We start from the raw sequence: 22,070 nt of genomic DNA on the forward strand, positions 1-22,070 counted from the left end.
GGCAGAAGATGCGTCACTGCACTCGGAAGTTCAAGCGGCCCAGCGTTTGGCAGTGCTGCACGGCGGCCTGCAGATCGATCGGCGCTGCCGGGACCGCCCGGCGCGCCTGATTGACCGTCGCGGCGGTCTCCCACAAACCAGGCAATGCCGAACCGTGTTCCAGCACGTAGTCGCGCAGCAGCGTGTTCAATGGGCTGGCATGATCGTGTTCAGGCACGATCACGCAGGCGCGGGTTCCCGGCTCTGCCAGCATCTGTTGCAGCAGCATCTCCAGTCGCGCAGCGCCGGCAGGAGCGTCGGCCAGCTGCAGCGGTGCGCTGTCCCGGTCCGCGGGCTGTACCTGCAACCCACTGTCGGTGAACAGAAACACGCCCATGGCGTCCAGTGGTTCGCGTGGCGTCTTCGCTGTGAGCGTCGTGTAGTCCACGTCTGGACGCGTGCACGTCTCTGGCGCGCGCCTGGCCGGCACGGCGAGGCGGACACCTTCGCGATCGACACTATGGACGTTCAGTCTGCAGACCTGACCCACGGTATCAAACTTCACTTCGTAGTCCACACCAGTGACCGGAATGATCTGTACAGCCAGCGTGCCGCTGCAGAACGCGCCCCGGTAGCGGACGTCCGCGTCGAAGATCAACGGTTGCCCTGCCTGCACGGCATATTCGCGATACTTCGGCGACTTCAGGCTGCGCATGGTTTCCGTTTCGGCGATGCCGAGGCTGACGTTACCCGCCTCGCTGTCCTGCGCGGCGACGTCTCTGGAGGCCGGCCAGCGCGGATCATCGAAGCGCCGGCTGCCGTCGGCCAGGCAGTAGGCATCGCTGAGCATGGTGACCCGTTCCGTTGCCGAGTTGAAGACCCGCACGCGCGCCGTACCGTCACCGCTGCCGGCTGTTGGCAGCGGCTCCGGGAAGAACTGTGGCAGCTTGCTGGTAAGGCGCTGCACACAGGAGGCGGCCAGTTCCCTGGCGCTGGCGCGAAGGCGCGCGTAGTCATTGGCCTGCCATTGCTCGAGCGTGGCGTCGCGCCCGGGATCATTGCAATACGCTGCATCCACCGTGCTGCCGTCGGGTTGTTGCAGGCGCAGGCGGGTAAAGTGATTGAGCTGATAGAGCTGTTGCCCCGCCTTGGGCCTCTGGTAGACCAGCGCCCACTGATTTGCCTCCACCCTCAACAGCGTTCGACCCTGGGGGATAGCGCTCGGGAACACGGTGAAGTACCGCTCCAACCAGTCATTGAGCAAACCGGGCATGAGCTCCATGGCAGGGCTGGGTACTGCACGTACACTCGTTCCGCGCAGATACCTGGGGTCAAAGCGCGTTGTGGAGCTGGCACCGAAGACCTGGCGCACGAACTGCCCGGTCTTCGCCGCGCCAGTGATGCGCTCGCCATCTTCCGGGGTGACGATGCGCAGTACCACATCGGGGTGGTGGTCATGGATCTGCTGGCCGGCGCCGGCGCTGATCGCCACGTGTTCGCTCCAGCGCGCGAGGGGCGCCGTGGGTGTCGATGGAGCGCCATCGGTTCGACCTGCACCGCTGGCGAGCGTGGGCAACAGACAGGCCGCGGCAAGCATGCTGCGTGGTGAAATCAGGCGTAATGCCATGATGAAACTCCTTGAAAAGTGGAATAGCACAGGCGGCCTTGGGCGGGCCCCCTGCTGAAAGGCGGCAGCGGGCATTCCCCAGGCCACGTTGTGCGCCAGCGGCCGGCACTACCGGGGCGTCAGGCCTGGGTAACGGCGGCCGCTTCCTCGGTTGCGGCCGGCGCTTCTGCCGGGAGCTCGGCTTCCACCGCAGGCTGTGGCAACACGCCATGGTCGGGGAACAGGCGGGGCAGCTCAGCCACGAAACGCGCGATGCAGGCCTCTGCGAAGTCACGCGAGGCGGCCTTGGCCTTCGCATAGTCGTCTGCCTGCCATTCCTGCAGCGGGGCAACCCGTGCTTCGTCCTGGCAGCGCACGCCCTGGCCGCCACTGGCGGTGCGGAACAGCTTGCGCACCACCGGGAAGCCGATGGTTACATCGTGGCGCAGCTCGTAGGGGGTCTCTGCGTCGCTGAGCTTCTGGTACACCAGCGACCACTGACCGGCGCTGGCTTCCACGGTGCGCTCGTCGCTGGGAATGGCGCCGGGATGGGCCGCGAAATAGAGTGCCAGCTGCTCGCGGATCATGCCGGGCAATGCGCCGAAGGCCGGGCTGGGCACAGAGTGGATGTCTTCGCCACGGACGTTGTTCTTGCTGAAGCTGTTGCTGGTGCCGATGTCACCCACGCCGGTGACGAACGCCAGAGCAGACAGGCCGACCTTGGCCGCGGTGACGGCAGCGGTGTCGGCGCGCATCACCAGGCGCAGCACCTGATCGCCCACGCGATTGCCGTTGGGGCCGGCACCCAGCCCTGAGGTGATCCTGATGCGCTGCAGGCTGCTGTAGTCGAGAGGGGACGCCACGGCGGCTGTGACAGTCTCGATGGCCGGATCGGCTGCGGGGGGCGCGTGCGCCACTTCTGGCGCGGTCGCCGCATCCTTTGCTGGATCGAGCGTTGACCCGCTGGTGACTGCGGAAGCCACGACAGGCGTGGGTGTGGGTGCTTCGTCGTTGGCGTAGGCCGACGGGGCCAGCAGCAGGATGGCCGCGATCGCGGCGGTGAGGCAGGTTGGGCGTAATGCCACGGTAGTACTCCTTGGGAAAACGAGAATGAGGCTCTGTGCGCGCTCTGGCGGTTGATGCCCGGCGAGGACCGAAGGTAGGGGGCGGTTCCTCAGCGCGGCGCGAATTCCTTGATCGGGAACGCATTGCAATGGGCGATCGCAGCGGCGATGTCGACCGGAGCATCGGTGGCGGCCGCCAGCAGCGACGGTGGGTAACGGAAGAGACGCAGGGCCATGGTCAAACTCCTTGGAAAAACATGACAGCCGCGCCGGCCCTTCCGGGGCCGGCATCTGAAAGAGTGAATGAGACGGTGCGATGCTGCGGGCGATCAGCCGCGGGCGAGGGCGAGCAGGCGTTCGGCGATGCGTTCCAGCGGTACCTGTTCCTCGGCCGCGCCGAGCTTGAACGCGGCGCCGGGCATGCCCCAGACCACGCTGGTGGCTTCGTCCTGGACCAGCGTCGGTGCGCCGGCCTGCCGCATTTCCAGCAGGCCGCGCGCGCCGTCGTCACCCATGCCGGTGAGGATGGCGCCGATGGCGTTGCCGCCCGCGCTCTGCGCGACCGAACGGAACAGCACGTCGACCGCGGGCTTGTGACGGTTCACCGCCGGGCCATCGTCGACGCGGCAGCGCCAGCGCGCACCGTCGCGGATGATGCGCAGGTGCTTGCCGCCTGGGGGCAGGTAGGCATGGCCGGGCAGTACCGCTTCGCCATCGCTGGCCTCGCGCACGGCCATCGCCGAGTGCCGATCCAGTCGCTCGGCGAAGGCGCTGCTGAAGCTGGCGGGCAGGTGCTGGGTCATCACCACGGCGGGAGCATCGGCAGGCATGCCTTCCAGCACCACGCGCAGCGCTTCGGTGCCGCCGGCCGAAGAACCAATCGCGATCAGGCGGTCGGTGGTGCGGAACTGCGGTGCAGCCGGGCGCATTGCAGGAGCTGCTTCCAGCAGGAGTTTCGGAGCGGCCGCACGCACCAGCGGGCGCACCCGTGAGCGCGCCGCCATCTTGACCTTGGCGATGATCTCATCGGCGTAGCCCTGCAGGCCGCGCGCGACGTCCAGCTTGGGCTTGGAGACGAAGTCCACCGCGCCCAATGCCAGCGCCTGCAGCGTGGTGTCGGCGCCGCGTTCGGTCAGCGACGAGATCATCACCACTGGCAGCGGGTGCAGCCGCATCAGGTTTTCCAGGAAGGCCAGGCCGTCCATGCGTGGCATTTCCACGTCCAGCGTGATCACGTCCGGGGCCAGGCGCTTGATCTTCTCGCGCGCCAGCAACGGGTCCGCTGCGGTGCCGACCACGTCGATGGTCGGGTCGCTGGACAGGATCTCGGTGAGCATCTGGCGCACGACGGCGGAGTCGTCGACGATCAGGACCCGGCAGGGGGCGTTGCCGGTCAGGGTCATTCGAACAGCTCCACGCCACCGGTGACCGGAGCCTTGGACAGGCGCGCACGCACCGCCGATTCGGTAGCGGCCACTTCGGCTTCGTGGGCATGCGGCAGGCGCTGCACCACCACGCGGCCGGTATCGGCGAAGAACCAGATCTTGCGCGGATGGATGCCGCACAGGTCCTCGGCGATGATCGGAATATGCTCGGCCTGCAGGTACTGGCGCACGAACTCGGCGTTGCGGGTGCCGACCGGATTGCTGGTGAAGCCCTTCAGTACGTTGGCGCCGCCGAACACCTTTGCCTCGATGCGCTTGCGGTGCGCGCCGCGCTTGAGCATGTCGTTGATCAGCAGTTCCATCGCATAGCTGCCGTAGCGCGCGGGCGCACCGTCGCCGGCGTTGCCTTCCGGCAGCAGGAAGTGGTTCATGCCACCGATCTTCAGCACCGGGTCGCGCAGGCAGGCGGCCACGCACGAACCCAGGGTGGTGGTCAGCGCGGTGGTGTCATCGACCACCAGGTACTGGGTGGGGAGCAGCTTGGCGGCAATGGTCTGGAAGCGCGCATCCTGGTAGCGCATCACATCGTCGGTACGCAGTGAGGCGTTCATGCGCCGGCCTTTGCCGCGCGGCGGTACAGGGTGCGCCCGCAGGGCTGGATCAGGTCGGCGGCGTGCAGGTAGTTCTCCGAGTGTCCGGTGTAGAGCAGGCCATCGTCTGCAAGGTGCTGTACCAGGCGGCCGAGGATGGCGCGCTGGGTCGGCTTGTCGAAGTAGATCATCACGTTGCGGCAGAACAGTGCGTCGAACGGACCGCCGACGTCGTAGCGCGGGGCGAGCAGGTTCAGCGGACGGAACTCGATCAGCTCACGCAGCGCCGGCAGCACGCGGCACTGGCCCTCGTTGGGACCGCTGCCACGCTGGAAGTAGCGGCGGCGCAGGTCGGGGTCGAGGTTGGCGACGCGATCGATGTTGTAGACGCCACGGCCGGCGGTGGCCAGTACCTGGGTATCGACGTCGGTAGCGACGATGCGCACCGGCGGCTTCAGCGTACCGAAGGCCTCGCAGGCGGTGATCGCCATCGAATAGGGTTCTTCGCCGGTGGACGCCGCGCACGACCACAGCAGCAGCGGCGTGCGGCCGGAGCGCTGCTGCAGCTCTTCGCGCAGCTTGTCGAAGTGGTGCGGCTCGCGGAAGAACGAGGTCAGGTTGGTGGTCAGGGCGTTGGTGAACGCCTGCCACTCGTCGCCGTCTTCCTGCTCCAGATGGTCCAGGTACTGCTGGAAGCTGCGCATGCCCAGCGTGCGCAGGCGGCGTGAGAGGCGGCCATACACCATGTCGCGCTTTGCCGGCGCCAGGGCGATGCCCACGCGCTGGTAGATCAGGTCGCAGACGCGGCGGAAATCACGGTCGGCGAACTCGAATTCGCGCGGGCCGGTGACGATGGGAGTAGGACTTTGCACGGGGGACGTGTCCATCGGCGAGGGCGGTGGCCGAAGCCACCGCGGGTGGGTCTCAGAATTCCTGCCAGTCGCTGTCGCTGGCCACGAAAGTACTGGCGTTGCTGCTGCGGCGGACCGGCGCGGGCGTGCGGGTCGGCTGCGGACGGGCCACGGTGGTGACGCGCGCCGGTTCCACGCGTTCCGCCACAGCCTTCACTGCGGCGGAAACCTGGTTGTCGAGGCGGAAGATCGCCACGGCGTCGGCCAGCTGCGCGGCCTGGTCTTCCATCGCACGTGCGGCCGCCGTGGCTTCCTCCACCAGCGCGGCGTTCTGCTGGGTGGTTTCGTCCATCTGCACCACGGTCTGGTTGACCTGCTCGATACCAGCGCTCTGTTCCTGCGACGCGGCAGAGATCTCGGCCATGATGTCGGTGACGCGCTGCACCGAGGCGACGATCTCGCCCATGGTGCTGCCGGCCTGATGCACCAGGCTGGAGCCTTCGGCGACCTTGCCGACCGAATCATCGATCAGGCCCTTGATCTCCTTGGCGGCGGCGGCCGACCGCTGCGCCAGGGTGCGCACTTCGCTGGCAACCACGGCAAAGCCACGGCCTTGCTCACCGGCGCGCGCGGCTTCCACCGCAGCATTCAGCGCCAGGATGTTGGTCTGGAAGGCGATGCCGTCGATGACCGAGATGATCTCGGCGATCTTCTTCGACGAGGCTTCAATGGCCGACATGGTGGTGACCACCTGACCGACCACACTGCCGCCCTGCGAGGCGACGCCGTGCGCGCCGATGGCGAGCTGGTTGGCCTGGCGTGCGTGCTCGGCGTTCTGGCGCACGGTGGAGGTCAGTTCCTCCATCGAAGCAGCGGTCTCTTCCAGGTTCGCGGCCTGCTGCTCGGTACGGCGCGACAGGTCGCTGTTGCCGGAGGCGATCTCGCCGGCGGCAAGGGTGATGCTGGAGGCACTGGCCTGGATCTGGCCGACGATCTGGGTCAGCTGCGCGACCGTGGTGTTGGCGTCGTCACGCATGCGCGCGAACACGCCCTGGTAGTCACCCTGCATGCGCGCGGTCAGGTCACCTTCGGCAATCGCCGACAGCAGCTGCGAGAGCTTGCCGAGGTTGTCATCGCTGACCGCCATCATCGCGTTGAGGTTTTCCAGCATCAGGCGGAAATCGTGATCGAAGCGCTGTGCGTCGCCACGACGGCTGAAGTCGCCGGCAGCGGCGGCACTGGCCAGTTGCTTGATTTCGGCGTTGATGCGGCCGAGGTTGGCCTTGACGGTGTCGACGGTGGTGGTCATCGCCGCCTTTTCGCCGGGGTAGCGGGCGATGTCGCGGCTCAGGTCGCCGACCGCGTACTGCTGTACCACGTCCAGCACGTCATGCAGGGTCTGCACGTGGCTGCCGACCAGGGTATTGGTCTCCTGCACCATCAACCCGTACTCGCCGGGGAAGGCACTGGCGTCGATCCGGTAGCTCAGTTCGCCGGCATCGTGACGGCGGGCCATTTCGCGCTGGCCGCCGATCACCGCGTGCAGCTGCTGCTGCATGCCGGACATGGCCTCCAGCAGGCGGCCGGGTTCGTCATGCGCCTGCGGACCGATGTGGCTGTCCAGCTTGCCATTGGCGATGCCTTCGGCGACGGCGGTGGCCTGCTTCAGCGGGCGCGCGATGCGGTTGCCGATGACCCAGCTCAGGGCGAGGACGATCAGCACCAGCACGCCACCGGAGACTGCCATGATGGCGGTGAACACCAGCGCCTGCTGCTGCACGTCGTCCATGTAGACGCCGCTGCTGACCACCCAGTTCCAGGGCGCGAACAGGCCGGCGTAGGCGACCTTCTCGACTTCGCCCTTGCTGCCGGGCTTGGCCCAGCGATAGTTGACGAAGCCGCCGCCGGCCTTGGCCGCTTCGACCTGGTCGTAGTAGATGCGCACGCCGTCGTCGGTACGGAAGTCCTTCATGTCCTTGCCGACCAGGTCCTTGCGGAACGGGTGCATCAGCAGGCGGTAGCCGGTGTCGTAGATGTTGAAGTAGTACGTATCGTTCTCGGCACGCATCGATTCCAGCGCCTGCAGTGCGGCGCCCTTGGCGGCGTCCTCGCTGAGCTCGCCGGTGCCGGCCAGGCGATGGTAGTGCTGCAGGATGCCGTAGCTGAGTTCGACCTGGGTCTTCAGCGCGGTCTTGCGGGTCTCGGTGAGGTCCAGGTACTGCATGCGGGCGGCGATCACCGAGAGCGCGATCACGCCGAGCGCGATGAGCAGCGTCAGCAGGTTGAGCTTGCGCCGGACGGAGAGATTGCTGAAGTAGTGTTGCCAGCGATGCAGGAGATTCATCGAGCAGGACCAGGTCGAAACGGGCGGGCGGCGCCGAGCCGGTCACGGCGGGACAAGCGGTGACAACCCCGTTATCGGCCGCTGGGGCGGGGGATTGAGGTGTCGTGTCCGAACGTATTCAGGTTTTCTTGCAGCGGCGGCTGCGGCGCTGCCTGCGGCAGGCTTTTGAAGCAACGGCAACAGCAACAGCAACAGCAACAGCGGTTGGTCGGCACTGGATTGTCAGTAAGTGGCTGGGCCGGGGTGGGCAGGCAGGACACGCCGTAAACCCCCCTCCGGGGTCCGGCCCAGCCGCTGGCGGCTGTGCGTTCGGGCGCTTGCGAAGCAGTGCTTCGCAAGCAAAGCGCCCTCACCCTTGGGGGCTCGATGGCGCCATCGGTCCTGCCTGCCCACCCCGGCCCAGCCCTCTCGGCACTTCGGTGTCGGACGGAAAGAGCGTTGGGTTTCCAAGTGGAAAGAGGGGTCAGATCCGTTTTCCTGTGGAAAACGGATCTGACCCCGGAAGCAATGCGGCTGTTGCTCTTGCTCTTCATTCTTCAATCCGGGATGGACGCGCACGGAAAGTGTCCGTGGCCGGGAGGGTGGGTTGCGCAGGGGTGTCCGCGGCATGGATGCCGCGGCCAAGCCCCCAGGGACGGGTTCACGGCGTCCCCTGCGCAACCCACCCTCCCGGCCAACCCTCGCTAGCCAAGTGCTTTCCGCGACCACCCGGAGGGGCTTCGCCGTTGGCTGGACAATCAGATGCCCCAGATACCCCGTAAACGAAAACGCCCCAGCGCAGGGCCAGGGCGTTCTCGTGCGTCAGGTCAGGCAGGCATCAGAATTCCTGCCAGTCCCCGTCGGCCAGTTCCGTGGCCATCGGGCGACCACCCGCGGTGCGGCGGGCGGGCGGGGCGGCCGGAGCCGGTGCTGCCGGTGCAGCAGCACGCGGGGCCGGGGCAGCGGCGCGCGGCGGGGCAACCACGGTCTCGGCTTCGTCGACCACGAAGATCGACACGGCTTCGCTGAGGTGGCCGGCCTGTTCTTCCATCGCACGGGCCGCAGCGGTGGCTTCTTCCACCAGCGCAGCGTTCTGCTGGGTGGTTTCGTCCATCTGCACCACGGTCTGGTTGACCTGCTCGATGCCGGCCGACTGCTCCTGCGAAGCCGCAGAGATCTCGGCCATGATGTCGGTCACGCGCTGCACCGAGGCGACGATCTCGCCCATGGTCGCGCCGGCCTTGTGTACCAGTGCCGAGCCGTCGTTGACCTTGCCGACCGAATCATCGATCAGGCCCTTGATCTCCTTGGCTGCGGCGGCCGAGCGCTGGGCGAGGGTGCGCACTTCGCTGGCGACCACGGCAAAGCCACGGCCCTGTTCACCGGCACGGGCGGCTTCCACCGCGGCATTCAGCGCCAGGATGTTGGTCTGGAAGGCGATGCCGTCGATGACCGAGATGATCTCGGCAATCTTCTTCGACGAGGCTTCGATGGCCGACATGGTGGTAACCACCTGGCCGACGACGTCGCCGCCCTGCGAGGCGACACCGTGCGCGCCGATGGCGAGCTGGTTGGCCTGGCGGGCATGTTCAGCGTTCTGGCGCACGGTGGAGGTCAGTTCCTCCATCGAAGCAGCGGTCTCTTCCAGGTTCGCGGCCTGCTGCTCGGTACGGCGCGACAGGTCGCTGTTGCCCGAGGCGATTTCGCCGGCGGCCGAGCTGATCGCGCGGCTGGACTGCTTGATGCGGGTGACGATCTCGCTCAGCTGTGCGGCGGTGGCGTTGGCGTCGTCGCGCATGCGGGCGAACACGCCCTGGTAATCGCCGTGCATGCGCACGGTCAGGTCACCCTGCGACAGTGCGGCAAGCAGGCCGGAGATCTGCTCGATGCTGCCGGCATTGGCGTCCAGCAGACCGTTGATCTGCTGTGCCAGCTGCAGGAAGAAGCCTTCCTTGTCGCTGGCGTCGATGCGGCCGGACAGGTCGCCGGCAGCCGCCTGGGCGATGACGCGTGCTACTTCGGCTTCGACCAGGGCTTCCTGGGTGCGGTCGCGCCATTCCACCACGTAGCCGACGGTGTCACCACCTTCATTGCGGATGGTCGACACCACCTGCGCGAACTGGGCATCGCCGTACTGCATCGGGCGACGGGCGACGCCGTGCGCCTTCAGGTTGCCCAGCAGGGTCTGGTCCATCTCGCCGCGGTGTTCCAGCACGGTGACCGGCTTGCCGATCAGCGAGGCCTGGGCGTCGAAGTCCGGCAGGTCGCGGCGCACTTCGTCCTGGTACTGGCTCAGGGTCTGCTGCAGGGCGCGGTTGCTGTAGACGATGGTGTTGCTGGTATCGGTCAGGTAGACGCCGGTGGAGCTGTAGTCCAGCGCGGTGCGGATGCGCAGATTCTCGCGGGCAACGGCCTGGTCGGTTTCGATGCGCTCGCGCAGGTCACGCTGCATGCGCTGCATGGCCTGCATCAGCTCGCCCACTTCGTCCTGGCGGCTGACATCGATATGGCCATCGAGCTTGCCGCCGGCGACGTCATTGGCCACCGACACGGCGCCACGCACGCTGCCGACCAGGGCGCGGGCGAACAGCCAGACCAGCACCAGGCCGAGTGCGGCGCCGCCCAGCAGGGCGATCACGGTCAGCACGGCCGAGGCGGAATAGGTGGACGCGGCCTCTTCGCGCGAGGCGCGGGCGAGGCGGTTGTCTTCGGCGATCAGCGCTTCCAGCGCCGAAGCAGCCTTGCGGTGCTTGGTGCGGGTCTCGCCCACGAAGGTATCGATGGCATCGTCCGGCAGGTCCAGTTCCAGCATCTCGGTGACGCTGTCATAGGAGGCCAGGGCGTCCTTCCATTCCTTGGCGAAGGTATCGAACAGCTTCTTCTGCTGCGCGTTGTCGACCAGCTTCGGGTAGTCCTTGATCGACGTGTCCATGCTGGTGCGCAGGTCGACGGCCTGCTTGCGCGCGTCGGACTTGACGTCATCGCTGGCGCGGATCAGCTGCTGGTAGGCGGCATTGCGGTACTCGCCCAGCATGCCGCGCATCTCGCCGGCCATGCGGATGCTTTCCATGCGCGAACCGGCCAACTCGGTGGTGACGTTGTTCAGCGAATGCAGTCCGCGATAGGCGACGATGCCCTGCAGCAGCATCACCAGCAGGAGGACACCGAAGGTCAACAGCAGCTTCGGCATCAGTTTCAGGTTGTTGATCCACGGCATGGGCGTTGCGATCTCCTAAGGCAGACGCGTCCGGGCATCGGGCCCGGTTGCAGCAGAAACCACGCCGGCACGAGCTCCGGCGTGGTTCGACGGACAGCGGATTACTTGATGTTGGCCAGCTTCAGGCCCGCCGGCGAGCTGACTTCGATTTCCGCGCGCGAGGCGTCGCGCTGGATCTTGCCGATCACGCACACGGTCTTGCCTTCCAGGGTTTCCAGCGGGAAGGAGAACTTGCCGCGGTTCTCGCCGGCGATGCGGGCCGAGAAGGTGTGGCGCGGGAAGGCACCGCCCATGTACAGGAAGGTCGGCTGGCCTTCGGAACCTTCTGCGTAGCGGGCCTTTTCGACCTTGCCACAGACCATGCCGTCCTTGCCGACCGAACGCGGGGCCAGTTCCGGCGGGATCATGTCGGCCGCCTGGGCGAACGCGGAGGAAGCGGTGGTGGCCAGGACAGCGGCCGAGACGAACGCAAGCAGGGACTTCATCGAGGTGTATCTCCGGGGATGGTGATGGTCGTTCCGGTTCCGCGCGCTCCTGCGCGACCGGCTTCTGTCCCCCTATCGGCACTGCCGGGGGGAACTGAAGGGTTTTGTGACCAGAACGTGAAGCAGGTCCGCTGGGTCAGGCGGCAGCGTCTTCGGCGAGGGTGGTCTGGCCCATGTCGGCGCTGTCGAGCAGGGTCTCGATGTCCAGCAGGATCAGCATGCGGTCGTCGTGGGTGCCGATGCCGGAGATGAAGCGGGTATCGACCGCAGCGCCGAACTCCGGGGTCGGGCGGATCTGCTCGGCCGACAGCGGGATCACGTCCGACACGCTGTCGACCACGATGCCGACCACGCGGTCTTCGACGTTGAGCACGATCATCACGGTGAAGGCGTCGTAGCGGGCATTGTCCAGGCGCAGCTTCAGGCGCAGGTCGATGACCGGCACGATGGTACCGCGCAGGTTGATCACGCCCTTGATGTAGTCCGGGGCATCCGGCACGCGGGTGACCGCATCGTAGCCACGGATTTCCTGCACCTTGAGGATGTCCACGCCGTAATGCTCGGCGCCGAGGGTGAAGCTGAGGAATTCGCCACCGGCGCTGGCGGCGGAGCTGGTCTTGTCGTTCATCGAGGGGTCCTGGTTCTGCCGGAAGTCCCGGTGTCAGGCTCGATATCGGCCCTGCGTGGGGGGACTTTAGGTGCCGGGGGGAGGCATCCACGCATGGCGTGGATCTACCGGGGCGGGGCGGGCATCCGCATATGGCGTGGATCCGCCGAAGATCGGTAGTGCCGGCCGTTGGCCGGCAACGGCAATGTGCGGGTTGCCGGCCAGCGGCCGGCATGACCCATTGAACGCGCCCTACAGCTCGCCGTTGCGGCGGGCCTTGCGCTGGCGGTCGATGCGGAAGATGTAGCGCTGGATGGCGCTGTCGCCACCGCGCGGCAGGCTGTCAAAGCGCATGCCTACGCGCTTGACCTCGATGCCGTTGGGCTGTCGCTGTGGCAGCAGGTTGCAGACCACCAGCTCGATGTCCAGGTCCGGGCCATCGGGCAGCGACAGCTGCGCCGGGTAGCGCTTCTGCAGGCCGAACACGGCGCAGTCGTTGGGTACCACTACGGCCAGGCCACCACCGCTGATGTCCACCACCCGCATCGACAGCGCTTCGGCGCGGGCTTCGCCGGGCGGCAGCAGCAGCTGTGGCGAGTCGGTGACCGGGGTCTCGAGCCGGTACAGCTCGCGGCGTTGCAGGTGCACCAGTTCGTCCGGCAACGGGGCGCGGAAGGCGACGTGGCCATCGTTGTCCACGCGCTGCAGCGCGTGCAGGCGGAACCGCACGAGGACACGTTCAAGCTGGGCGAAGCAGAGCAGATGGTCGGCCTGCTCGGCGGCACGGTTCGATGCTTCCTGCGGGCTGCCGTCGAGCAGCAGGTAGTCTTCGTCCTCGTCCAGATCAAGCAGGGCGGTCGGGAACGAACGATCCCGGCCGTCGATATGCGCATTGATCAGTGATCGCTGGTCGATCAGCGAGCGCAGCAGCTGCCGCAGCTGGCGGGGGTTGCGGACCAGGAAGCGTTCGTCCGCGGCGTCGGCCGCGTGGACATCGTGCAGTTCAGTGTCGTGGCCGTCGGACATGGAATCTGTGATCAGGGGCGGGCGCCAGCACGCGTTGGCGCGAGGCTCGATGGGGATATCGGCCTCTGCATTGGATTATGAAGTGAGATTTGCATCACTTTCCATGCGTAAGGGGTCAGAGCCCTTTCCCGTGGGAAAGGGATCCGGCTCCGTGGCTCTCGGCATCGGTAGATCCACGCCATGCGTGGATGCCTTCTGCGTGGGGTCGGATCCCTCCTCCACGGAAGAGGGATCCGACCCCGGTGTCCTCAGAACTCCTGCCAATCACCCTCGGCAGCCAGCGCCGGCTGGGCGGCCGATGCGCGCAACGGTCGTGCCGGTGCTGCCTTGGTGGCGGGCAGGGCAGCCGCGACCTGGCGTGGCTGCGGCGCATTTGCCAGCCGTGCCGGTGCAGCGGCGACGCCCTGCGATGCCAGCCGGAAGCGCGCTACGGCTTCGCCCAGCTGCACGGCCTGGTCTTCCATCGCACGTGCGGCAGCAGTGGCTTCTTCCACCAGTGCAGCGTTCTGCTGGGTGGTTTCGTCCATCTGCACCACGGTCTGGTTGACCTGCTCGATGCCGGCACTCTGTTCCTGCGAGGCAGCGGAGATCTCGGCCATGATGTCGGTCACGCGCTGCACCGAGGCGACGATCTCGCCCATGGTGCTGCCGGCCTGATGGACCAGGCTGGAGCCTTCGGCGACCTTGCCGACCGAATCATCGATCAGGCCCTTGATCTCCTTGGCGGCGGCGGCCGACCGCTGGGCGAGGGTGCGCACTTCGCTGGCGACTACGGCAAAGCCACGGCCCTGTTCACCGGCACGCGCGGCTTCCACCGCGGCATTCAGCGCCAGGATGTTGGTCTGGAAGGCGATGCCGTCGATGACCGAGATGATCTCGGCAATCTTCTTCGACGAGGCTTCGATGGCCGACATGGTGGTGACCACCTGACCGACCACACTGCCGCCCTGCGAGGCGACACCATGCGCGCCGATGGCGAGCTGGTTGGCCTGGCGTGCGTGCTCGGCGTTCTGGCGCACGGTGGAGGTCAGTTCCTCCATCGAAGCAGCGGTCTCTTCCAGGTTCGCGGCCTGCTGCTCGGTACGGCGCGACAGGTCGCTGTTGCCGGAGGCGATCTCGCCGGCGGCAAGGGTGATGCTGGAGGCACTGGCCTGGATCTGGCCGACGATCTGGGTCAGCTGCGCGACCGTGGTGTTGGCGTCGTCACGCATGCGCGCGAACACGCCATTGAACTGGCCGTCCATGCGCGCGGTCAGGTCGCCGGCAGCAATGGACTGCAGCAGCTGCGAGAGCTGGCCGAGGTTGCCGTCAGCCACCTGCATCATGGTGTTGAGGTGCTCGATCATCAGCTTGAAGTCGTGCTGGAAACGCTGGGCGTCGCCGCGTTGGCTGAAGTCACCTGCTGCCGCTGCTGCAGCCAGCTGCTGGATCTGCGTATTGATTGCCAGCAGGCTGGCCTTGGCTGCATCCATCGACTCGTGCAGGATCGCGCGGCTGCCGGGCAGGCGGCGTGCATCCGGGGTGAGATTGCCGATGGCGTACTGGTTGAGCACGTCGATGGCATCGCGGATTGCGTCGAGGTGTTCGAAGATCACGGTGTTGATGCCGCCGGCCAGCTGGCCGTAGACGCCCGGGAAGTCTTCCGGAATGCGGTGGCTGATGTCCGGGCCGGCATGCATCTGTGCCATCAGCTGGGTCTGCTCGCTGAAGCGGCGCAGCATCGCGGTCATGTCGGCGGTGGCGGCCAGCATCTTGCCGGCTTCGTCCTTGCTGGTGGCCTGGGTGCTGACGCTGAGGTCGCCACGGGCAACCGCCTGGATGGCATGAACTGCCTTGCCCAGGGGGCCGGTCACTGCGCGCGAGATGACCGTGGCCAGTGCCGCGGCCACCAGCGAAAGTAGCACGATGCAGCCGATGATGGCGATCATGCTGGTGCGGTGGGTGGCATTGGCATCGGCGATCTTGCCGTCCATCAGGCCGGCGATGTGGGTGCCGAGGGTCTTCATCGCGGCGAACAGGTCGCGGCGCGCCGGGCGCGACTGCTCGTCGGAGATCTGCTGTGCGAGGGCGCCGTCACCAGCGGCCACGGCAGCGCGCATCGCCTTGTTGGCGGCAAAGTAGCGTTCCAGCTGCACGTTCGCCGCGCGATACAGTTCACGTTCCTTGGCCAGCGCCGGCAGTGCCGAGTACGCGGCCAGCTCGTCATGCACGGCCTTGGCCGTGTCGTCCATGCGCTTGTTGTAATCGGTCACCTTGTCCGGCTGGTCGAGCATGCTCAGCAGGGCCAGTTCATAGGTGCGGAACTCGCCCAGCTGCGAGCGCGCCTCGCCCAGATGCTGCACCGACGGAATGTCGTTGCCAGCCATCTCGCCGAGCTGCTTGTTGGCTTCGCTCAGGCGCAACAGCGCGAACGCGCCGAGGATCAGGGTCATCAGCGTGGTGAGGGTGAACCCCACGGCCAGCTTGCGGGCGATGGGCAGATCTTGGAACCACTTCATGCAGGGTGCTCCAGGTGGGCAGGGCGCCGGCGCTGTTGCGTCGGCTGGGGGTGGTTGCAGAGCGAACGGTGGTGCCCGGTGGGGGTTCGGTGACTGCCGTCATTGCGGAATAACGGCGCGACCTGCGCGGACTTTATGGACGCAGATCACATTCGGATGCGTAGGGATGAAGGCGCGAAAGTGGCGTGGTGGCAGGGCTTTCGCTTGGGTGGCGTGGTTGCCCGCGAAACTATCGTGGCGACGAAGTTCACGGAATGGGCGGCGCCGTTTGTCGGGGTCAGATCCCTTTCCTGCGGAAGGGGATCTGACCCCCATGGCAGAACGCGCGCAAACAAAAACCGCCACCCCGGAGGGCGGCGGTTTCATGAACGCATGCAGGATGGATCAGGCGGCCTGCGGCATCCGCAGCGAACGCACCAGCCCACCGATGTCGACGATCAGTGCCACGCGGCCGTCACCAAGGATGGTGGCACCGGACACCCCACCGATGCGGCGGTAGTTGTTCTCGATGTTCTTCACCACCACCTGCTGCTGGCCGACCAGCTCGTCCACTTCCAGTGCGATCTTCTGGCCATCGCCTTCGACCACGACCACCAGCGATTCGCTGCCCGGTGCACGGTTGCCGTAGCCGTAGTACTCGCTCAGCGAGAGGATGGGCAGGTACTCGCCACGCACGCGCAGCACGCGGCCTTCGCCGGCCATGCTGCGGATGTCCTCGGCCTGCGGCTGCAACGCCTCAAGCACATAGGCCAGTGGCAGGATCAGGGTTTCGCCGGCCACGGCCACGGTCATGCCATCGAGGATGGCCAGGGTCAGCGGCAGGCGGATCAGTGTGCGGGTACCGGCGCCGAGGCTGCTTTCGATCTGCACCTCGCCACCCAGCGCCTGGATGTTGCGGCGGACCACGTCCATGCCGACGCCACGCCCGGACAGGTCGGTGACCGCATCGGCGGTGGAGAAGCCGGGCTGGAAGATCAGGTCCCAGACCTGCGAATCGGTCGGGTTGTCCGGCACGGCCAGGCCGCGTTCGGTGGCCTTGGCCAGGATCTTGGCGCGATCCAGGCCGCGGCCGTCGTCGCTCACTTCAATGACGATATGACCGCCTTGATGCGAAGCGGCCAGGGTGATCGTGCCGGTCTCGTCCTTGCCCGCGCCGCGGCGCACATCGGGCATTTCCAGGCCGTGGTCGATCGAGTTGCGCACCAGGTGCACCAGCGGATCGGCGATCTTCTCGATCAGGCCCTTGTCCAGCTCGGTGCCTTCGCCGACGGTGCGCAGGCGCACCTGCTTGCCGAGGCGGCTGGACAGGTCGCGGACCAGGCGCGGGAAGCGGCGGAACACCGCATCGACCGGCAGCATGCGCACGCCGATCACTGCTTCCTGCAGGTCGCGGGTGTTGCGTTCCAGCTGGTCAAGCCCGGCGAACAGGCTCTCGGCGTGGACCGGGTCCAGCGCGTGGGAGACCTGCTTGAGCATGGCCTGGGTGATGACCAGTTCGCCGACCAGGTTGATCAGCGCATCGACCTTGTCGACGCTGACGCGGATCGAGGTCTCGGCTTCCTGGCTGGCAGCGCCGCCGGCGGCGGGCGCAGCAGGCGCTGCAGGTGCGGCGGCAGCGGGCGTGGAAGGGGCTGCTGCAACGGGTGCCTGGGTGGCCAGGCTCGGCGGCGCTGCCGGACGGATGTCCAGCTCGCAGTCGTCCAGTACCCAGGCGAAGGTGTCTTCGATCTTGCTGCGCGGCACCTTGCCGACCAGGCCCAGGTCCCACGCCAGGTGGGCCTCGAGCGGGTCGAGCTGGGCAAAGCCGGGCAGGCGTTCCATGCGCGCGGCCACCTGCAGCGAACCGAGGTGTTCCAGTTCGCGGATGATGCGCAACGGGTCGTTGCCGCTCATGAACAGCGACGGTGCCGGGGTGAAGCCGATCTGCCAGGCTTCCGGCGTATCGTCCACCTTGGCGGCGGCAGCGGCCGGCGCGCTCGGTGCGGCCTGGCCGGAGAGAACGGCTTCCAGGCGTGCCTTCACCGCAGCGACAGCGGCGGGGTCGGCAGCCTGGCCGTGCTCGGCCTCGCGCAGCAGCGCGCGCAGCACGTCCACCGAGGACAACATGGCATCGACAGCGTGGCCTTCCAGGGCCCGCTTGCCGGCACGCAGCTCATCGAGCAGCGTTTCCAGCACGTGGGTCAGGCCGGCGATGGCATCGAAGCCGAAGGTGCCGGCGCCGCCCTTGATGGAGTGGGCGGCGCGGAACACCGAATTGATGATCTCCGCGTCCTGCTGCCCCGATTCCAGGGCCAGCAGGCCAGCCTCCATCGCGTCGAGGCCTTCGCGGCTCTCCTCGAAGAAGGTGGCGTGGAAGCGTTGCAGGTCCATGCTCATGGCAGTGGTGGTCCGGAAGCGAAGAGGGGGAGCGGTGCGGGGCGATCAGCCCAGCACTTTCTGCACGGTGGCGACCAGCTGTTCCGGATTGAACGGCTTGACCAGCCAGCCGGTGGCGCCGGCGGCCTTGCCTTCGGACTTCTTGTCGGCGGCCGATTCAGTGGTCAGCATCAGCAGCGGGGTGAACTTGTAGTCCGGCAGCTGGCGCAGTTCGCGGATCAGCGCGATGCCGTCCATGTTCGGCATGTTGACGTCGGTGACCACCGCGTTGAAGCGTTGGCCCTTGGCGCGACCGAGCGCGACCGCGCCGTCTTCGGCTTCTTCGACGGCAAAACCGGCCGAGGTGAGGGCGAAGGAAACCATCTGGCGCATCGACGCCGAATCGTCCACCACCAAGATACGTGCGCTCATGCAGCGTTCTCCACAGATTTCAGGTTGTCATGGGTTACGTCCAGGCCCAGGGCCTGGGTGACGCCCAGCAGGCGCGCGGCGTCACGGAAGGTTGCGGTGCAACCGTGGAAGCCGGTGCCCAGGCCTGCCTCGCGGCGGGCCTGCACGAAGGCACACAGCACCTGCACGGCGGCCGTGTGGATGCGGGCGACCTGGCTTGCATCCAGGGTCAGCTCGCCTGCCTGCGCCACCAGCGGGGCGAGGCGGTTCTTGAGCTCGGTGCTGCTCTCGATGCCGAGATCCTCACCCAGTTCGACAGTGCTCATCGTTGCTCCGGACAAACGGTTCCGTGATCCATAACGGCACCCCGGCAGGGTTCTTTAGAAGAATCGACGCGGTGCGTCGATGCGGGCGCTGCTGAAAAGGGGACGTGAAAAGGGGGTGGAGGGAATCAAGTCGCGAACGCCCCTGCGATCTGCCCGCCGTCAGCCGGGTCGGCGCTTTGCGCCGACGCGTTTCCTGTCGGGGACGCCGTTGCTACAGGCAGCCTCGGAGCGGCGCGGGCATTTGCGACTTAATCCCCTCCGTCCCCTTTTTTCGTTCAACTCAACAGACGTGTGGCGTCCAGCAGGATCATCGGGCGCTGGCTGACCCGGGCGACGCCGCGGAACAGATCATTGGAGATCTGGCAGATGCGGGCGGTATCCGGGGGTTCGATCTGCGAATCGGTGAGGTTGGCGACATCTTCCACTGCCGACACACGCAGGCCGATGGTCTCGCCATCCTCTTCCAGCACCACGATGCGGGTCTGGGCGTCGTCTTCCGCCGCCGCGGCACCGAGGTGCAGGCCGAGGTCCATTACCGGCACCACCTGGCCACGCAGGTTCATGATCCCGAGCATCGCCGGTGCGGTGCCGCGCAACGGCAGCAGCGGCACCGGCAACACCACTTCCTGCACTTTCAGCAGTTCGAGCGCATACGCCTGGGTCCCGCAGCGCAGGCGCAGCCAGCGCGAGGTGCGCTCGCCGGCGCGGCGGTTCTGCGGGTGTGGGCTGCTGGCGGGCTGGTGTGCCTGTGCCTGCAGCTCCTGCCAAGTGCCGGGACGGCTGGTGGCCGGGGCATCCACGGCAACGCGCGGGGGCGGCGCGGCTGCAGCGCGTGCAGCCGGGGCAGGTACGGGTGCAGGGCGCGGTGCAGGGCGCGCGACCACGGCCGGCGGCGGCGTGGGGACATCCTCGCCACCGGCGGCGGCTTCGAATGCTGCCTGCAGCCCCGGGCTGTCAGTGTGGGCGAGGTGATGGCTGTCGGCCGCGTCGGTCTCGTAGATCACTTCGTCGGGCAGGTCGTCCCAGGTGGGCTCTGGGCCGGCCTTGGTTGTGACCGGAGCGAGGGCGGGCGCGGTCTCATGAGCGACCTCATCGGGCAGGTCGTCCCATGTCGGCTCGCGTTCGGCGGCCGCTTCGCTCGCCGGGCGCGGCCCGGCGCTACTGCTGGTGGCGGCCTCGAAAGCGGCCTCCAGCGCGGCCGTGTCCTCGGCTGCGGCGACGGTTCCGGTTTCATGGATCACTTCGGCCGGCAGGTCGTCCCAGGTGGGCTCGCGTTCCGTGTCGGTCACGGTCACGGTCGCGGGCGTGGAGGCGGCGTCGAAGGCGGCCTCCAGGGCTGCGTCGTCTGCAGCGGGCTGCGCGACGACGGCGTCCGTCTCGTAGATGACTTCGGCGGGCAGGTCGTCCCAGGTCGGCTCACGCTCGGGCGCTACCGCGCTCGTCGGGCAGGGGCCGGCGTTGTCGGGTGACGGCGTGGCAGGCGGCGTCGCCACAATCGCTTCGCCCAGCAGTTCGTCCAGGTAGTCGTCCAATACGCCTGTGCTGTTCATGCGGCCTGCTCCAGGGCGCGGGCATCCTCGCCGAGGATCCAGTTCAGTGCACGGCGGTAGGCAGCCAGGCCACGGCCTGGGTAGTCCTCGCCGACACTGGGCAGGGTCAGGCCTGCGGCATTGCTGATGCGGGTGTCGATCGGAATCGCGTCTTCCCACACCCGGGTGCCATGACGATCCTGCATGGTGCGCAGCGATTCGTTGCCGGCGCGGGTGCGGCGGTCGAACAGGGTCGGCAGGATCGAGATCGGCAGGGGGCGGCGGCGCGAGCGCTCGACCATCTCGCCGGTGCGGACCATGCCGTCCAGGCCATGCAGGGCCAGCGGCTCGGCCTGGGTGGGAATGATCAGGCGGTCGGCAGCGGCCAGCGCGTTGATCATCAACAGGCCAAGGGTGGGGGCACAGTCCAGCAGGATGTAGTCGTGCTGGCCCTGGTGGCGTGCCAGCGCGTTCTGCAGGGCCAGGCCGAGGCCGGGCTGGTTGGCGCTGCGGCGTTCCAGCGTGGCCAGCGCCGACTGCGCGCAGACATAGTCCAGGCCGTGGATGTTGCTGGCATGGCACAGGCTGGAAAGATCTGCCGGCGGGGCGCCGAACAGTTCCAGTACGCCGGCCGGCGGCGGATCCACCGGCACGCCGAAGGCGCGGCTGAGCGAGGCATGCGGATCGAGGTCGATCAGCAGCACGCGATGGCCAAGCGCGGCCAGGCCACGGCCGAGGGCGAGGGTGGTGGTGGTCTTGCCGACTCCGCCCTTCTGGTTGGCGACTGCCCAGATGCGCATCGGTTTACTCCTTCATTGCCGGGGGAACGGCGGCGCCGACACGGCTGCCAGCCGGCACCGGCGGCAACTTCACCGGTGCGATGGGGGAGGTGGGGGCGCTGGCCGGAGTTGCGGCGGCTTGTTCGGTAGTGGTGTCGGTGGCGCCGGTGGCCGCGTTCAGGCGCTGGCCGAGCGGATCCACCGAATGCGAGGTATCGGCCAGGATGATGACCATCACCCGGCGGTTGCGGTTGCGGCCCTGCGCACTGTCGTTCTCTTCGCGCGGGCGGAACTGGCCATAGCCGACCATCGCCAGCCGCGACGGCTGCACGCCCTGGTCGGCGAACAGGTGCACGACGCTGGCCGCGCGTCCGGCCGACAGCTCCCAGTTGGAGGGGAAGGTGGCGGTGGCGATCGGCACGTTGTCGGTATGGCCTTCCACGCGCACGCTGTTGGGAACGTCACGCAGCACCTCAGCCAGGCTGGCCAGCGTCTGCCGTGCATGCACGTCCAGCGCGGCCGAGCCAGTGGGGAACAGGATGTCGCTGTTGATCTCCACTTCGATCCACAGCTCGGTGCGGCGCACGCTGATCATGCCGCGGTCGATCAGCGGCGCCAGCGCGGCGGTGAGGCGGTCGGCGATGCTGTTGAGCTGGCGCTCGGCACGGGCGATCTGTTCCTGGTTGTGCACCGAAACCGGCATGCGCATCTGCGACGCCATCGACGGCAGCAGGGTCGGGTCGTGCGACGGCGCCGGCGCGGAGGGGCCGACCTTGGTGCCGGACTTGATCACCGACGGGCTGTCCCAGCCGCCGCCCTGCACCTGCTTGTTGCCGACCTGCACCGGGTTGATCGTGCGCGGCGCACCACCAAAGGCATCGGTGAGTGCGTCGGCCATGATCCGGTACTTGCCCTCGTTGACCGAGGAGATCGCGTACATGACCACGAAGAAGGCGAGCAGCAGCGTCATCAGGTCGGCATAGGGGATCGCCCATGCTTCATGGTTGGCGTGCTCTTCGTGGTGCTTGCGGCGGGCCAT

The 22,070-nt window shown here is 67.3% G+C and carries 17 protein-coding genes and 1 pseudogene; all 18 read right to left on the minus strand.

All coding sequences use genetic code 11. From position 1 onward, the window contains the following. Positions 1–13 precede the first annotated feature (13 nt). Positions 14–1,606, minus strand: a complete 1,593-nt coding sequence (locus tag QP552_RS09930) for a hypothetical protein (RefSeq protein WP_146260302.1) — start codon at positions 1,604–1,606, stop codon at positions 14–16. Positions 1,607–1,725: 119 nt separating this feature from the next. Further along, a complete protein-coding gene (locus QP552_RS09935) occupies positions 1,726–2,670 on the minus strand; it encodes a hypothetical protein (protein ID WP_286075789.1) in 945 nt (314 codons plus the stop codon). A gap of 89 nt (positions 2,671–2,759) precedes the next feature. After that, positions 2,760–2,885, minus strand: a complete 126-nt coding sequence (locus QP552_RS09940; protein WP_258393972.1) for a hypothetical protein — start codon at positions 2,883–2,885, stop codon at positions 2,760–2,762. Positions 2,886–2,978: 93 nt separating this feature from the next. Further along, a complete protein-coding gene (locus tag QP552_RS09945) occupies positions 2,979–4,052 on the minus strand; it encodes a chemotaxis response regulator protein-glutamate methylesterase (protein ID WP_106550796.1) in 1,074 nt (357 codons plus the stop codon). Beyond that, on the minus strand, positions 4,049–4,645 hold the full coding sequence (cheD, locus tag QP552_RS09950; RefSeq protein ID WP_014037083.1) for a chemoreceptor glutamine deamidase CheD: 597 nt from the start codon (positions 4,643–4,645) through the stop codon (positions 4,049–4,051). The genes QP552_RS09945 and cheD overlap by 4 nt, the downstream gene beginning before the upstream one ends. Further along, positions 4,642–5,511 carry a CheR family methyltransferase gene (locus QP552_RS09955; protein WP_111111795.1) on the minus strand — a complete coding sequence of 290 codons (870 nt, stop codon included), beginning with the start codon at positions 5,509–5,511 and terminating at the stop codon, positions 4,642–4,644. The genes cheD and QP552_RS09955 overlap by 4 nt, the downstream gene beginning before the upstream one ends. A gap of 37 nt (positions 5,512–5,548) precedes the next feature. Continuing rightward, positions 5,549–7,819, minus strand: coding sequence for a methyl-accepting chemotaxis protein (locus QP552_RS09960; protein ID WP_286075790.1), 2,271 nt, complete (start codon positions 7,817–7,819; stop codon positions 5,549–5,551). A gap of 817 nt (positions 7,820–8,636) precedes the next feature. Next, positions 8,637–11,015, minus strand: coding sequence for a methyl-accepting chemotaxis protein (locus QP552_RS09965; RefSeq protein WP_106551409.1), 2,379 nt, complete (start codon positions 11,013–11,015; stop codon positions 8,637–8,639). A 101-nt stretch (positions 11,016–11,116) separates the two neighbouring features. Further along, positions 11,117–11,500 (minus strand): hypothetical protein, encoded by a 384-nt coding sequence (locus QP552_RS09970; protein WP_005409515.1) that lies wholly within the window; start codon positions 11,498–11,500, stop codon positions 11,117–11,119. A 136-nt stretch (positions 11,501–11,636) separates the two neighbouring features. Next, a complete protein-coding gene (locus QP552_RS09975; RefSeq protein ID WP_099552079.1) occupies positions 11,637–12,128 on the minus strand; it encodes a chemotaxis protein CheW in 492 nt (163 codons plus the stop codon). Positions 12,129–12,359: 231 nt separating this feature from the next. Beyond that, positions 12,360–13,133 carry a flagellar brake protein gene (locus tag QP552_RS09980; RefSeq protein WP_111111593.1) on the minus strand — a complete coding sequence of 258 codons (774 nt, stop codon included), beginning with the start codon at positions 13,131–13,133 and terminating at the stop codon, positions 12,360–12,362. Between the two features lie 248 nt (positions 13,134–13,381). Continuing rightward, complete coding sequence (locus QP552_RS09985; protein ID WP_111111592.1) at positions 13,382–15,631, minus strand: methyl-accepting chemotaxis protein; 2,250 nt, start codon at positions 15,629–15,631, stop codon at positions 13,382–13,384. 384 nt (positions 15,632–16,015) lie between these two features. Beyond that, positions 16,016–18,007 (minus strand): chemotaxis protein CheA, encoded by a 1,992-nt coding sequence (locus QP552_RS09990; protein ID WP_286075791.1) that lies wholly within the window; start codon positions 18,005–18,007, stop codon positions 16,016–16,018. 45 nt (positions 18,008–18,052) lie between these two features. After that, positions 18,053–18,418, minus strand: coding sequence for a response regulator (locus tag QP552_RS09995; protein WP_005409521.1), 366 nt, complete (start codon positions 18,416–18,418; stop codon positions 18,053–18,055). Next, complete coding sequence (locus QP552_RS10000) at positions 18,415–18,723, minus strand: STAS domain-containing protein (protein ID WP_005409522.1); 309 nt, start codon at positions 18,721–18,723, stop codon at positions 18,415–18,417. The genes QP552_RS09995 and QP552_RS10000 overlap by 4 nt, the downstream gene beginning before the upstream one ends. Before the next feature lie 275 nt (positions 18,724–18,998). Next, on the minus strand, positions 18,999–20,273 hold the full coding sequence (locus QP552_RS10005) for a chemotaxis protein CheW (RefSeq protein WP_286075792.1): 1,275 nt from the start codon (positions 20,271–20,273) through the stop codon (positions 18,999–19,001). Continuing rightward, entirely contained in the window at positions 20,270–21,052 is a 783-nt protein-coding gene (locus QP552_RS10010; protein ID WP_126930403.1) for a ParA family protein, read from the minus strand. The genes QP552_RS10005 and QP552_RS10010 overlap by 4 nt, the downstream gene beginning before the upstream one ends. Positions 21,053–21,224: 172 nt before the next feature. Then, a pseudogene (gene motD, locus QP552_RS10015) lies at positions 21,225–22,070 on the minus strand (flagellar motor protein MotD); the annotation flags it as partial.

The organism is Stenotrophomonas sp. 59 (genome assembly GCF_030291095.1).
Lineage (GTDB): Bacteria > Pseudomonadota > Gammaproteobacteria > Xanthomonadales > Xanthomonadaceae > Stenotrophomonas > Stenotrophomonas maltophilia_Q.